General features: G+C 33.0%; 17 protein-coding genes, 2 tRNA genes and 1 rRNA gene. 12 read left to right on the top strand and 8 right to left on the bottom strand.

Going from position 1 to position 14343, the window contains the following annotated elements:
- Window positions 1-42: 42 nt before the first annotated feature.
- A complete protein-coding gene (locus FDM27_RS16075) occupies window positions 43-183 on the top strand; it encodes a hypothetical protein (protein WP_181161663.1) in 141 nt (46 codons plus the stop codon).
- On the opposite strand, the gene FDM27_RS10985 is transcribed toward FDM27_RS16075, so the two are convergent.
- Both FDM27_RS10985 and pyrF read right to left on the bottom strand, forming a co-directional pair.
- Window positions 178-978 (bottom strand): ABC transporter substrate-binding protein, encoded by an 801-nt coding sequence (locus FDM27_RS10985; RefSeq protein WP_140486475.1) that lies wholly within the window; start codon window positions 976-978, stop codon window positions 178-180. The two genes, FDM27_RS16075 and FDM27_RS10985, sit on opposite strands and share 6 nt — an antisense overlap.
- An 84-nt stretch (window positions 979-1062) precedes the next feature.
- Complete coding sequence (gene pyrF, locus FDM27_RS10980) at window positions 1063-1884, bottom strand: orotidine-5'-phosphate decarboxylase (RefSeq protein WP_140486473.1); 822 nt, start codon at window positions 1882-1884, stop codon at window positions 1063-1065.
- A gap of 173 nt (window positions 1885-2057) precedes the next feature.
- Between pyrF and FDM27_RS10975 the strand changes: the two genes are divergently transcribed.
- The 8 genes from FDM27_RS10975 (at window position 2058) to FDM27_RS10940 (ending at window position 7348) form a co-directional block, all read left to right on the top strand.
- Window positions 2058-2621 carry a helix-turn-helix domain-containing protein gene (locus FDM27_RS10975; protein WP_071183639.1) on the top strand — a complete coding sequence of 188 codons (564 nt, stop codon included), beginning with the start codon at window positions 2058-2060 and terminating at the stop codon, window positions 2619-2621.
- 16 nt (window positions 2622-2637) lie between these two features.
- Window positions 2638-3084: a response regulator gene (locus FDM27_RS10970; RefSeq protein WP_071183640.1), complete on the top strand. Its 447-nt coding sequence runs from the start codon at window positions 2638-2640 to the stop codon at window positions 3082-3084.
- 3 nt (window positions 3085-3087) lie between these two features.
- Window positions 3088-4854, top strand: coding sequence for a CHASE3 domain-containing protein (locus FDM27_RS10965; RefSeq protein WP_140486471.1), 1767 nt, complete (start codon window positions 3088-3090; stop codon window positions 4852-4854).
- A gap of 84 nt (window positions 4855-4938) precedes the next feature.
- Window positions 4939-5472, top strand: a complete 534-nt coding sequence (locus tag FDM27_RS10960; protein WP_140486469.1) for a hypothetical protein — start codon at window positions 4939-4941, stop codon at window positions 5470-5472.
- Between the two features lie 192 nt (window positions 5473-5664).
- Complete coding sequence (locus FDM27_RS10955) at window positions 5665-6294, top strand: porin family protein (RefSeq protein ID WP_071183643.1); 630 nt, start codon at window positions 5665-5667, stop codon at window positions 6292-6294.
- A gap of 27 nt (window positions 6295-6321) precedes the next feature.
- On the top strand, window positions 6322-6474 hold the full coding sequence (locus FDM27_RS10950) for a lmo0937 family membrane protein (protein ID WP_140486467.1): 153 nt from the start codon (window positions 6322-6324) through the stop codon (window positions 6472-6474).
- A 25-nt stretch (window positions 6475-6499) separates the two neighbouring features.
- Entirely contained in the window at window positions 6500-6766 is a 267-nt protein-coding gene (locus FDM27_RS10945) for a YtxH domain-containing protein (RefSeq protein ID WP_071183644.1), read from the top strand.
- A gap of 45 nt (window positions 6767-6811) precedes the next feature.
- Window positions 6812-7348 (top strand): outer membrane beta-barrel protein, encoded by a 537-nt coding sequence (locus tag FDM27_RS10940; RefSeq protein ID WP_071183645.1) that lies wholly within the window; start codon window positions 6812-6814, stop codon window positions 7346-7348.
- A gap of 99 nt (window positions 7349-7447) precedes the next feature.
- Here the strand turns inward: FDM27_RS10940 and FDM27_RS10935 are convergent, their stop codons facing one another.
- From FDM27_RS10935 to FDM27_RS10925, 3 genes are all read right to left on the bottom strand, one after another.
- Window positions 7448-9511, bottom strand: coding sequence for a DUF5723 family protein (locus FDM27_RS10935; protein ID WP_140486465.1), 2064 nt, complete (start codon window positions 9509-9511; stop codon window positions 7448-7450).
- 143 nt (window positions 9512-9654) lie between these two features.
- A complete protein-coding gene (gene prfA / locus FDM27_RS10930) occupies window positions 9655-10731 on the bottom strand; it encodes a peptide chain release factor 1 (RefSeq protein ID WP_140486463.1) in 1077 nt (358 codons plus the stop codon).
- A gap of 175 nt (window positions 10732-10906) precedes the next feature.
- Window positions 10907-12067 (bottom strand): MFS transporter, encoded by a 1161-nt coding sequence (locus FDM27_RS10925; protein ID WP_140486461.1) that lies wholly within the window; start codon window positions 12065-12067, stop codon window positions 10907-10909.
- 150 nt (window positions 12068-12217) lie between these two features.
- Between FDM27_RS10925 and FDM27_RS10920 the strand changes: the two genes are divergently transcribed.
- The 3 genes from FDM27_RS10920 (at window position 12218) to FDM27_RS16145 (ending at window position 13820) form a co-directional block, all read left to right on the top strand.
- Window positions 12218-12697: a DUF6265 family protein gene (locus FDM27_RS10920; protein ID WP_255510522.1), complete on the top strand. Its 480-nt coding sequence runs from the start codon at window positions 12218-12220 to the stop codon at window positions 12695-12697.
- Window positions 12698-12852: 155 nt separating this feature from the next.
- The gene (locus FDM27_RS10915) at window positions 12853-13557 is read left to right on the top strand and encodes a family 43 glycosylhydrolase (protein WP_219846414.1); all 705 of its coding nucleotides are present in this window, start codon (window positions 12853-12855) and stop codon (window positions 13555-13557) included.
- On the top strand, window positions 13533-13820 hold the full coding sequence (locus tag FDM27_RS16145; protein ID WP_255510521.1) for a hypothetical protein: 288 nt from the start codon (window positions 13533-13535) through the stop codon (window positions 13818-13820). The genes FDM27_RS10915 and FDM27_RS16145 overlap by 25 nt, the downstream gene beginning before the upstream one ends.
- Window positions 13821-14012: 192 nt before the next feature.
- On the opposite strand, the gene FDM27_RS10910 is transcribed toward FDM27_RS16145, so the two are convergent.
- The 3 genes from FDM27_RS10910 to rrf all read right to left on the bottom strand — a co-directional run.
- A tRNA-Leu gene (locus FDM27_RS10910) sits at window positions 14013-14098 on the bottom strand.
- A gap of 7 nt (window positions 14099-14105) precedes the next feature.
- Window positions 14106-14178 (bottom strand) — tRNA-Phe (locus FDM27_RS10905).
- A gap of 74 nt (window positions 14179-14252) precedes the next feature.
- Window positions 14253-14343 (bottom strand): 5S ribosomal RNA (rrf, locus tag FDM27_RS10900); the annotation flags it as partial.

The following is a 14343-nucleotide window of genomic DNA, read 5'->3' as shown; positions in this document are numbered from 1 at the left end:
TTTAATGTTGTCTTAATGTAAATTTGCGAAAAATTTACTGTTATGAATGGACTTTTGAAAGAGACGAGTGAAATTGAAAAACTACAAGAAGAATTTAAAATTCTAACTCAAATAAAACAAAAAAAGACTGCTGCAACTAAAAATGAGCAGGAAGAATTAGTTTTAGAAGAATGCGAATTATAACTTTTGTCGTAATTCTTTAAAATAGTCGAAAGCTTTTAACAATCGGCTTCCATGCCAGGAAAACATTTCACCATCTACAAAAATACATTTTGCGGAATTAGTGTAATTTGCCATTTTTAAAGCATCTTTTTCTTTAAAAGGATAAGGTTCTGAGGACAAAAAAACATAGTTTAAATCTCCATCCGGATTTAATTTTTCAAGTTCAATCTCAGGATACCTTGGTTGGTTTGCAAACGCGTTTTCAAAATGATTTAATTGCAATAATTCATCAATAAAATTACCTGAACCCGCCACCATATAAGGATTTTTCCAAATAAAATAAGCCACTTTTTTCACAGGCTTCGTTGTTATAAAACTTTTAAAATCACTAAAAGCTAAAGCTAATTTTCTATTCCAATTTTCGGCTTCAGCAACACAATCAAAGAGATTTCCAAAATCGCTTATCATCTTAAAATTATCTTCAACGGTAATAATATCAGTTACCCAAACGTGACAGATTTCACGAAGATTTTCTACTATTTCCAAAGTGTTTTCTTCTTTATTACAAATAATAATATCGGGAGCTAAGGCTCTAATCTTATCATAATCTACCTTTTTCGTTCCGCCTACAATTTGTTTTTTAATTCGTAAATCTTTTGGATGAATACAAAATTTTGTAATCCCAACCAATTTAGCTTCCAATCCTAAATCAACCAATAATTCCGTTTGCGAAGGCACTAAAGAAATAATCCGTTGCGGTACTTTATCAAAAGTATGCTGAGTTCCAATATCGTCGATTAATAAGTACTGTTTCAACTGATTCGATTTAAAATTTGAATTAAAAAAACCATTAAAAAGCAATACTCTTTAATGGTTCTATATACAATTTAGAAACTAATTTTATTTTCTGGATTTCAAAATAGCTTCCATTTCCTGCTGCATTTTCAAAGCTTCAGCTCTTGCTTTCTCGGCAAAATCAGCTTCTTTAGAAGCATAAATAATTCCTCTTGAAGAATTAATTAGTAATCCTACATTGCCATTCATTCCGTATTTACAAACTTCTGATAAACTTCCTCCTTGCGCGCCAACACCCGGAACTAACAAGAAACTATCGGGAACAATTTTTCTTATCTCAGTAAAATACTCCGCTTTAGTAGCTCCTACTACATACATCAAATTCTCCGAATTCTTCCATGTTTTAGAAGTTTCTAAAACGCGTTTGTATAGTTCTGTTCCATCAACATCAAGGGTTTGAAAATCAAAAGCACCTTCGTTAGAAGTCAAGGCTAACATAATAGTATGTTTGTCTTCGAAAGCTAAAAAAGGTTCTACAGAATCTTTCCCCATATATGGTGCAACGGTAATACTATCAAAGTTCAAATCTTCGAAAAAAGCTTTGGCATACATGGATGAAGTATTTCCAATATCGCCACGTTTAGCATCGGCAATGGTAAAAATATCGGGATAATTATTGTTGATATAATTAATCGTTTTTTGCAAAGAAATCCATCCTTTTATACCGTAAGCTTCAAAAAAAGCAGTATTGGGTTTATAAGCAACTGCCAAATCATGAGTGGCATCAATTATTGCTTTATTGAATTCAAAAATAGGATCTTCTTTTTCTAAAAAACTTTGAGGAATTTTATTCAAATCAACATCTAATCCTACGCACAAGAAGGATTTTTTCAATCTGATTTGTTCAATTAACTGTTGTGTAGTCATTTATTTTTATTTTCAAAGCGCAAAGTTACAAAGCCAATTGTAATTAATATAAGAATTGTATAAGTTTCTCTGAAAATTCTATAATAGAAGTAAATTAAGGCAAAACTAACTTTGAAAAACTATAAATTAATAAAGCTATTTATTACTTTTACTAAAACCCTAAAATAATAGCCTTGAAATTATTTTTAAAAACGGACAGCCATTTTCTAATTAAGAAAATTTTAAAAGAGAAATTAGATGTATTCAACGTCAAATACAATCTTATTAATACCAATGAAATTTTATTTTTAGAAAACATTGATACAGATACTTATCAAAAAATAAATTCGACATTAAACGAATATGGATTTGAAATTATCGAAAATCAAAAAAATATAATTGTACAAAAAATCAAAGAAACCATTATCGAAATGATTGTCAACGACGAAATTCCTTCGGTAAAAAGTTCTGTATATCTTGCTGAAAAACTAAACCATAGTTACGGATACCTTTCTAATCTTTTTTCGGAAGTTACTTATACTTCGATTGAGAATTTTATCATTCTTCAAAAAATTGAATATGTCAAAAAACTCATTACTCACCATAATTTGACCTTAACCGAAATTGCTTTTAAACTCAATTATTCAAGTGTAGCGCATTTGAGTTCTCAATTTAAAAACACAACCGGAATTACACCTTCGGCTTTTCAAAGAATACTAAAAAAACGCAGCGAAATTAACAATCAAAATATCAACTAACCCCCAAAAAACAGCCATGCAAAAAGATTTTATCTTAATTACTCTTGCCGATGATGACGAAGACGACCGATTGTTTTTTACAGATGCTTTTGAGGAATTAAAAATCAATACGGTAGTAAATACGGTAAACGACGGCGTGGCCTTGATGAATTTCCTTAATGCTCCCGAAACGATTTTGCCTAATATTATTTTCTTAGACTTAAATATGCCTCTAAAATCTGGTATAGAATGTTTGAAAGAAATTAAAGCGAATCCTAAATTTAAAGATATTGTAATAGCTATTTATTCGACTTCTTCCTCTGAGGAAGATATCGAGAACACCTTTGTTTTAGGAGCGAATATTTATATAAAAAAACCAAATCATTTTGGAAAACTAAAAGAAGTTTTATCAGAAGTAGTGACTTTGAACTGGCAATATATCACCTCGGGATTAAATAAAGATAATTTTTTATTACGCATGTAAACTATGTTTAAATCTAAATTATTCGATTCAATAGGCTTTATCCGATCCGTATTTTTGATCGCCTTTTTTATCTTAATCTTTCTGGCGTCTATCACTTACAGACACATTAAAGAATTGGATAAAATAAGTGATTCGATTATGAATACCTATGCTATTTCAATCGAATTAGGTCAACTTATATCCTACATAAAAGATGCCGAAACAGGGCATAGAGGCTATGTTATTACTAATGATTCTACTTATTTAGAACCTTTTATCAATGCCCGAAAAAATGTAAATCTCACTTTTCAGTCCTTAAATAATACCATAAAATCAGACACTGTTAAGCAACAACAACTCATTCGGATTTACGATTTGGTTGACAAACGTTTTTCGTATTTCAAAAACAATTTTGCCAATAATGACGAATTTAATACCGATTTTAAAAACGGAAAAATAGTCATGGATTCCTTGAGAAATGAGATTGACACTATGCTCAGTACCGAAAATAAATTATTAAGTACCAAAGACAAACTCTATAAATACAACAATTCTAACACACCTTTAATTGTATTTTCTACTTTCTTAATTTCAATTCTGATTTTAGGTTTGGGTTATATGCGAATTATTAAAAACTACAAAGACTTAGTTACTCAAAATATTAGACTGAAAATATTTGACGAATCGAGTAAACAAGCCGAAATACTAGGGAAATACGGTAGCTGGGTTCTTAATATCGAAGACAAAAACTTTAGTTTTTCGGATAATAAATTTCGTTTGCTGGGTTGTAAACCGCAATCCTTTGAAGCTAATTTAGAAAATTTATTAAACTTCATTCATCCTGATGACAAAGAGATTTTTACAGCTGCTTTTCAGGAAATCGAAGAATCAGCCATGCTGCCACTTATCCATTATCGAATATTAAAAAAAGATACGCTTGAAGTTCGTCATTTTAGAACTACAGCTAAAATTTTCATCGATAAATTGGGGAATAAAAACATGATAGGTACCACTCAGGACATTACCGAAGATTATAACAAAACCCAATTAATCGAGCTGAGAAATAAAGAATTAGTACAAAACAACAAGGAATTAACTGAATTTAATCATGTAGCCAGCCATGATTTACAGGAACCACTTCGGAAAATTCAAACTTTTATTTCCAGAATTGAAGACCGGGAAAAAGAGCAATTGTCGGAAACAGCAAAGGGTTATTTCGAAAAAATTCAGGAAGCTTCTAACAGAATGCGCATTTTAATTGATGACTTATTACAATATTCCAGAACCAATCGCTCAGAAAAAAGATTTGAAGAAGTCGATTTAAATCAGGTTGTATCCAATGCCTTAAGCGAACTTTCGGAAAATATAGCCGAGAAAAAAGCGGTAATCCATTTCGAAAAACTACACAGCATTCAGGGAATTCAGTTCCAACTGGAACAACTCTTTATTAATATTATAAGTAATTCATTAAAATATTCAAAAACCGATGAAGCAGTCATTGTGGATATTAATTCTAAAAAAGTAAAAGCATTTAAAGTTCCAAAATTAAAAGACGATTCGAAAAAAGAATACCTAAAAATTACTTTCAAAGACAACGGACTGGGATTTGAACAGGAATATGCCGAAAAAATATTCTTGCTTTTCAACAGATTACATGGTAAAAAGGAATATCCCGGAACCGGAGTGGGACTGGCTATTTGTAAAAAAATTGTCGAAAACCACAAAGGCTACATTTTTGCAAAAGGAAAAGTCAATCAGGGAGCTGAATTCGAGATTTATTTACCCATTTAAGCAATTGCAATTCTATAACATTATCAGAAAATCATATAACTAAAATAGATGTCATTTTATTTAATTTTGCATAAAAACAAGCTAATGAGCACTCTAAAAAGTAATAAAATTATTTTATTCTTTATGCTTTTTTCCATCAGTTGTTTGATTGTAACATCTTGTGAGAAAAAAAATAAAGTTGAAAAGAGTGCTACAAATACCAAAATAGAAGCACAAGTCTTGATTGAAATTGCCGAATCGAACCTTAAAATAGTGGCAATTACTCAAAAAGCCCAAGAACGGGAAGCAGAAAACAGTAGTGATATTGTTTTTAAACAAGTTGAAAACGATCATCTTTTACTAAAAAATAAAATAAAAAAAATTGCAAAAGACAATTTTATCATCATTCCCAATACCTTGTATGATACTACACCTTTAAAAAGTTTTATCAGCGAAGCCAACACTTATTTATACTTAAAAAAAACCGCTGATTTACTTCTTTCCGAATTAGAACAGTACAAAACAATTGCCACAACTACTCAAAACAAAGCTTTAAAAACAGTAGCTGCAGAAAGTATTACAAGTATTCAAAATAATATTGCTCTTGTTCAAAAAGAGCAAAAACTACATCAACAGTAAAGCTTTATCTATAATAAAATACAATTATCCAAACACCTTTTACGAGGTGTTTTTTTATACCTAAACCGAAATGGAAATTGTATAAAAGTCTTAAAATATCCTATAACACTTTTAATACTAAGATATTGCAACTTTGTAATGTAGCCTAGGAACTACTCTCAAATCTATTTATAAATCAAAAAAAATAAAATCATGAAAAGATTATTTTTAGCAGCAATGATTTGCTTTTCATTTGTAAGTTTTACTAAAGCACAATCACTGAGTCCTTCAATGGGAATTAAAGGAGGTGTTAATTTTACCAATCTCTACACCGAAGATGTTGATGACAATAATATACTAACCAGTTTCAATGCCGGTTTGTATGCCAACTTACCTGTTTCGTCAGCAGTATCCATTCAACCTGAGCTTAACTATTCCCGTAAAGGATCAGAACTAATTTATGATAATGCCTTTGCTACAGGAACAACAAGGCTAAAACTAAATTATTTAGAAATGCCAGTGCTCTTGAAATTAAATGTTACACCTAACTTTAATGTTCATTTTGGTCCTTATGCCGCCTATTTAATAGATGGAAATGCAACAAATGAAAGTAATACTGGTGTTTTTGATTTTGAAGAAAACATAAGTAACGATGACTTAAACAAATGGGATTATGGTTTAGCAGCCGGAATTGGCTTTGATTTTGCCTCAACTTCATTAGGAATTCGCTACAATTATGGATTACAAACCATCGGAAAAGAACGCAATTTTGGAGGAAACACCTATACTTTTCCTGACTCAAAAAACAGTGCTTTGAGTTTGTACATAGGTTTCAAACTCTAAGAAAAGTTTAATTTAAAAAATACAATCATGGGAAATATACTTTATCTAACTGCTGTATTGCTAGTAGTATTCTGGGCATTAGGTTTCTTTGTATATAGTATAGGGAGCTTAATTCACATTTTATTAGTCATTGCAATTATTGCAGTATTGATGCGAATTATTAGCGGAAAACAACTTTAAATAATAACCCTTAAATGATATAATTATGAAAACAAATAAAGTAATATTAGGAGTAATAGGCGGATTAGCAACCGGAGCCATTTTAGGAATCCTGTTTGCACCGCAAAGCGGAAAAAAAACCAGAAGAAAAATCAGAGAAAAATCGCGAGAACTCAAAGATAACATGAAAGAAGACTTTGATAAAATGATTCAGAAAATAGATGCCAAATACCAATCTGTTTCAGATGATGCCCATCAATTTCTTCACAATGGAAAAGCAAAAATTGAAAGCGAAACAGGAAAGAAAAACTAGTTCTTTATTTCGATTCTATAAAAAGTAACCCCAAATACAACAATCATGATAAAATCAATCAAAACAATAGCAATGCTGGCTTTGCTAACAATTGGTACAACTAAAGCTCTAGCACAGGACATTTCTAATGATAATTACGAGCAAAAATTCAAATTAGGAATTGGTGCTTCTGTGGGTTATCCATTTGAAGATCCTTATAAATTAAATGTAGGTGGTGATGTTCGTTTACAATATGATTTATCCAAAAAATATTCACTTACAGCCACTACCGGATTCAATAATCTTTTTGTAACAGGAGATAATAATGATTTGGGCTATATTCCTGCCAAATTAGGTTTCAAGGCTTTTGTTTTAAAAGATAAATTCTATTTAATGGGTGAAGCAGGTGCTGCATTTGCAGTAACCAATGATTACAACGACAAATCCTTATTGTTAAGTCCCGGTATTGGATATGCCACAAAATACATAGATATAAGTGTTCGCTACGAATACTTACCTGATTTTCCAGCCCTAAGAAACGATAATCCCGATAAAGGATTAGGTCAAGTTGCTTTGCGTCTGGCCTACGGTTTTAAACTTTAGAATAAAAAAGCTTCTTATTTCTGTTAAAAAAGAAACTTTAAATTTTTTCCAAAAAAAATGAGGCCCGAAAGCCTCATTTTTTTATAGCAATAACTATGATTATTTTACCAGAATAATTTCAACTCTACGGTTTTCAGCTCTTCCTTCTACCGTTTTGTTAGAAGCAATTGGCTTAGTGATTCCATAACCTTCTGACGAAAGTCTGTCAGCACTAATACCTTTAGCAACTAAATAATCTTTTACTGCAGCGGCTCTATCCTTAGATAATTGAAGGTTTTTAGCAGCATTACCAGTACTATCAGTATGTCCTTCTAATTTAAAATTAGCATTACTGTATTCGTTCATCACTTTTACAATTTCTTCTAATTTACTGTTAGATTCTGGTTTGATAGTCGCTTTAGAAGAATCAAATAAAATAGATTTAGAGAAATCATTTAATTTTTTAATTACTTCAGTAGTTACTTCAGGACAACCATTATTAGCAAGAGTTCCTTTTACTTTTGGACATTTGTCATCTTTGTCTAAAACACCATCTCCATCAGTATCTGGCCAAGGGCAACCTGCATTTTCTTTTGGACCGGCAACAGTAGGACATTTATCATCTTTGTCTAAAACACCATCATTATCCTTATCTTCCCATGGACAACCATTATTAGCAGCAGGACCGGCAACGTCCGGACATTTATCATCTTTGTCCAATATTCCATCATTGTCTCTGTCTCCCCATGGACATCCTTTATTTTCAACAGGACCAGCTACAGTAGGACATTCATCATCTTTATCTAAGATACCATCTCCATCCTGATCTTTAGCTTTCTTTTGATATACAGGAATCTTAAATCCTAAATGAATATCAGCAGCTCTTGAACTTTTTGAAACTGCATTAGATAGAATTGAACCAGATCCAATGAAGAACACTCCTGTTCTTAAACCAAATCCCACTTGTGCCTGTTTGCTATAATCCATATACGAAATTGGAACATAAGCACTAAACCATTTGGATTCGTAACGAGGTGTCACACTCACACGGTTAGCAATACTGTTTTGATTTAATTTTGTTTTGCTAACTACTCCAAAATCAGCATTAGCGTTCAAATAGAATTTATTATGAATATTCCAGTCCACATCGGCATGAATAGCTGTAGGTAAATATGACCTTACTGTACCAGTTATTATATCTCTATTTTCGACAGGATATAAATCATAAATACCATCTGCATTATCTAAATCGTCCTGAGTAAAAGTATGATCTAAGTCATACAAATTTCGAATCCCTTTTTCATATTTCATAGAACCCAAATCTGTAACAGATAAACCAAATCGCAATTTGTATTTATTTACCTCTTTTAAATCATTGATATCGGCTCTGTCTGCAGTGTATTCCGGTCTCCATTCGTAAACCAAACCTAAATCAAGACCAAAACCTCTTGACTTTGAATCAATTTCAACATCTGAATTATTCTCAAAATCCTGACTTGAACCATAGATTGCTTCTCCGGTAGTAACATATGTACTGTTTTCTGGTAGAATCAAATCTTCATTGAATTCCATTGTAATATCTGTACCCTTAAAATGATAATTAGCCACACCTTGTAAATACTTAGCAGTAATACCTCCTTTTAAGAAATGCTGACCTCTTTGATACAAAACAGCAGCGTAAGAAAGCCCTAATTCTCCCCATGAATTTCCAACTCCGTTAAAACTTCCTACCTGAGCCTCAGGAAAACTAGAAGAATTATCTTTTGTGACATCATTAATTACTTGTCCGTTTACATCAACAACATTAATAAAAGCTCTTGCTCTTGTAAAAATTGCTAACGAATGTTTTGGAGCGATGTTAAACATAACAGATGGTCCCATAATATCTGTATTAAAGGCCACATTATTAGCGTTACTAAAACTCTTTTTAGCCTCCAGATCAAAATCGTAACCGTCTTTGAAAACGTCAAAAATCTTTACGCCATACAAGTCGTTAGTAACAGAAGAACTAATTGAAAACAAATTAATATCCGTTTTAAAACGAGAGTCAACAATAGACGCAGGATTGTACAATACACCTTGTACACCTGCATAATTATCATGAACATAACCTAAATAAGACTGGGCATTTGCCGCGCATAAACTTGCAAAAGCAAACAACGAAAGATAAATTCTCTTTTTCATACTTAATATTTTTAGTTAGTAAATTGGGGGCAAAAAAAAACACCTAATTTGATAACGCAAATTAAGTGCTTTTTCTTATTAATACCATTAAAAAAATTATGTTTTTCTTAACAAATAATCTTTAATTAACTCTCGGAAAACTACTAGAAAACCTCACTGGCTTCTTTTAGTTTTTCAGTATTATTTACTAATTGTAACTCATCTACAATCTTCTGAATATCGCCATTCATGATATTTCCTAAATCGTATAGTGTTAATCCAATTCTATGATCGGTTACACGACCCTGAGCATAATTATAAGTTCTAATTTTTGCCGAACGGTCTCCGGAACTTACTTGAGAAGTTCTTTTAGACGCATCTTCTTCTTGTTTTTTAGCCAATTCCATTTCGTACAAACGAGAACGCAATACATTTAAAGCCTTATCTTTATTTTTGTGTTGTGATTTCTGATCTTGACATTGTGCCACTAATCCGGTCGGGATGTGTGTCAAACGCACCGCCGATTTAGTCGTATTTACCGATTGTCCTCCAGGTCCTGACGAACAGAAGAAATCCACACGCACATCATTCATATCAATTTGAACATCAAATTCCTCTGCTTCCGGTAAAACCATAACCGTCGCAGCCGATGTATGTACACGTCCCTGAGTTTCTGTTTGCGGTACACGTTGTACACGGTGTACTCCTGCTTCAAACTTCAAAGTTCCGTAAACATCCTCACCTGTTACTTCAAAAATAATCTCTTTAAATCCTCCTGAACTTCCCTCGTTCATATCCACAACCGATGTTCTCCAACCACGGCTTTCACAATATTTGGTGTACATTCTAAATAAATCACCTGCAAAAATACTTGCTTCATCCCCACCGGTTCCGGCACGAACTTCCACCATAACATTCTTAGCATCTTCAGGATCTTTAGGAATCAACATAAATTTGATTTCTTCCTCAAGAATAGGCAATCTTTCCTTAGCTTCATCCAGTTGCATTTTAGCCATTTCGGTCATATCTGCATCACTTCCGTCAGCAATAATTTCATTTGCTTCGTCAATATTAGCCATCAAAAGAACATATTCATCTCTTTTTTCAGCCAAGGCCTTAAGATCTTTATATTCTTTATTCAACTGCACATAACGTTTTTGATCGGCAATAACATCCGGTTGGATAATTAAATCCGAAATCTCATCAAAACGTTGTTTCACTATTTGAAGTCTGTCTAACATAGTTGTATTCCTTATAATTGGAGTGCAAAAATACAAAAAAGATTGCACAATTTTGTTTCAGTATTTCAGATTTTTTCAGAAGCTTTTTCCTGCTGTCCGCTCTATCTTTTTCTAGCAAAAAAAGCTAGAAAAAGGATGCCGCTTCCATCAGGGCTAGGAATCTGTTTTAGCTGAATTAATTATCCTCCGAAATTTTATTTACCATAAAAATCATAACACTCCCTAAAAGTGCCATAACCAAAAAAGCCCATTTCATACTCAAAGCTTCCGAAATGAAACCAACCATCGGCGGAACCACTAAAAAACCAAGATAACCAATAGTCGATATGGAAGTCAATGCCGAACCACTACTCAAACTTTTTGATCTTCCGGCTATACTAAACACCAATGGAACAGTACAGGAAACACCAACACCTATTAGAATAAAACCTACAATAGTTGGAATAATAAACGGTAATAGAAAACAAATCAAAAAACCAACGCTAATCATTATAGCACTGTAAAACAGAATGTTTTTGATTCCAAAACGCATCACCGCATAGTCCCCTAAAAAACGTCCCAAGGTGACCGCAGTCATAAAAAAGACAAAAGCAGCAGTTGTAATCTTTTGCGAAGCATGCAATACATTCTGAAAATAAATTCCACTCCAATCGTACATAGTGTTTTCGCAAGCCATCGATACAAAACAAATAATGGCAAACTTTAAGAGATTTTTATCAGGCATAGAAAAGAACTTACTTTCTTCTTTCGATGGTTCAGTCTCTATTGTTAACGGATAAAAACAACTCACCACCGCTAGCATAGCTACTCCAATACCTAACAAATGAAAGGATGGATCAATATGTTGTGTCACCATAACATAACCCAAACCTGCACCTGCAAATCCGGCTAAACTCCAAATAGCATGAAAAGTGGTCATAATCGATTTAGGATACAAGCGTTGCACTTCCAGCGCCTGTGCATTCATCGACAAATTCAAAATATTTCGTGAAGCTCCAAAAATCAAAAGAATAAGAACCAACTGCCACACATATGCCGCAAAACCAGGTAATGTCAAAATAATATTAAACAAAACAGCTCCTGACAACATACAATAACGACTACTGAAAAGATTCAGAATTCTTTTCGTAAACGGCATCGTAAGCATTAACCCAATTGGAAAAGCAAATAAAACAGCTCCAAATTCAGCTTCCGATAAATGCAATTGAGCTTTAATAGCAGGAATTCGCGATGCCCATGAAGAATATCCAAAACCAGAAATGAAGAAAAATGCGGTTGTTGCCAATCGATACCCTTTTGGCGATTGACGTAAATTATTAAAATAGTCTAAAATCATTAATTTGTGTCCCTTTCAATTTGGAGGGCAAAAATAAGCCTTTTAAACGGGTATAGAATGTTAAAAATGGCTAAATAACATTCTTGAAATCTTATTGGTATTTTTACTAATTTTACTCTGAATTTGATACAAAATCTCTTCAATTTAATTATGCAAAAAATAACTTTATTACTATCAATACTCTTGATTGCTTCGGCTTGTAAAAAAAACAATAATGCCGAAAAAGATTTAATAAAAAAAGCCGATTGGCTTATCGGAAATTGGGAAAACAAAACTAATCTTGGTACACTTTCTGAAAATTGGGAAAAAGTAAACGACAGCACATTTAAAGCCAAATCACTCTTTATAAAAGACAAAGACACCATTCATAACGAAAGTATCATTCTGGAACAAAAAGGAGAAAATTTAAGTTATACCACAACCATAATAGGTCAAAACGAGAACAAACCTATTCGCTTTCAACTAAATGAAGATATTGAAAACGAACTAATTTTTGAAAATCTTAAAAACGATTATCCTCAAAAAATCAGCTATAAAAAAACATCCAAAACCAGTTTAACAACTCAAATCTCCGGATTACAATCAGGTAAAAGCAGTACCGAAAAATACAATATGGTTAAGACCAAATAATTACAATCTCATCATTTTATGAACCTCACTTTATTGAAGCGAGGTTTTTTTTTGCAAAAAATCCACTTCATTAATCAATAAGTTAACCAACAGACTTAATTTTCATACAATAAATCAAGTATATTTACAAATCAACCAATGAACCACAAAAAAATATGAATAAAACAAAAGTATTTTCAATTGTAGTCCCACTACTTATTACAATTTTAAGCACTAATAGCTACTCCCAAAATCCGCTCAACTTTGGCAGTAAAATATTCACTGCCGATCCTTCAGCCCATGTGTGGAAAGATGGAAAAATGTATGTGTACACCTCACATGACGAAGAATGTCAAACCGATTTTTTCATGAAAGACTGGTATGCGTTTTCTTCCAGTGATTTAGTCAATTGGACTGACCACGGAGTCATTTTTTCTGTTAAAGACCTTAGCTGGGCCGACAATTTTGCCTGGGCACCGGACTGTGCTTATAAAAATGGTAAATACTATTTCTGTTTTCCGGTTGGAACAGGTTTTAAAGATAGAGTTAATCCAAAAAACAGCACCAAATGGATGGGAATTGGTATTGCCGTGAGTGATTCTCCAACTGGTCCATTTAAAGATGCCATTGGAAAACCTTTATGGACAACTCCTTATGCTAATGATCCTTGCCTTTTTATAGATGATGATGGTAAAGGCTATATTTATTTTAATGGTGGTGGCGATTATTTAGTTGCTGAAATGAACAACGATTTACTCAGCGTAAAAGGCGAAATGTATAAAATGGATAGGGAGGTTACAAACCTAAAAGAGAAGGCCCTTGGGTCTTTAAGAGAAACGGAATTTATTATTATACCATGCCTGAAGAAAACAGAATCCTAACTTATTATACTGCTAAATCTCCTAAAGGTCCTTGGAAATACCAAGGAATTATTATGGATCAAGAAGGCGAAAGTAATAATCATCATTCTATCGTAGAATACAAAGGAAAATGGGTTTTATTTTATCACAGATGGCTAGAAAACAAATCAGAATGTGGCGAAAAACAACGTCAGGTATGTGCTGAAAACCTATTTTTTAACGAAGATGGCACAATACAAAAAATCAACCGAACTGATTTAGGAGTAGGAAACACTTTTAAATAAAAATTTTATTCTTTTTAGCGTTACCCTACGGGTCGGGCTGTCCGCTTTATCTTTTGTTCGGGTACTTTTGGTTCTTATCCGGAATATAAATTTCACTCACAAAAGGATACCGCTTCCATCCCTAACGCGAACTCAAATCCTACATAAAATCCAAAAAAAAACTTCAATCAGCATAGCCAATTGAAGCTTTTGTACTCAGAGCGGGACTTGAACCCGCACGAACATTGCTGTTCACTGGATTTTAAGTCCAGCGTGTCTACCAATTTCACCATCCGAGCATTAATGTGGTACCTCCAGGGATCGAACCAGGGACACATGGATTTTCAGTCCATTGCTCTACCATCTGAGCTAAGGTACCTAATCTTACTTAAAAATAAGTAAAAGCAAAATAAGAATAAAAAACCCCGTTTCATTAGAATCGGGGTTTTCAAAGAAAGGCGACGACATACTCTCCCACAAAACTGCAGTACCATCTGCGCAGGCGGGCTTAACTACTCTGTTCGGGATGGGAAGAGGTGAGCCC

This window comes from Flavobacterium sp. GSA192 (genome assembly GCF_006386525.1).
Lineage (GTDB): Bacteria > Bacteroidota > Bacteroidia > Flavobacteriales > Flavobacteriaceae > Flavobacterium > Flavobacterium commune.
The sequence above is the reverse complement of the archived record's forward strand: the minus strand, read 5'-3'. Positions and strand labels throughout refer to the sequence as shown.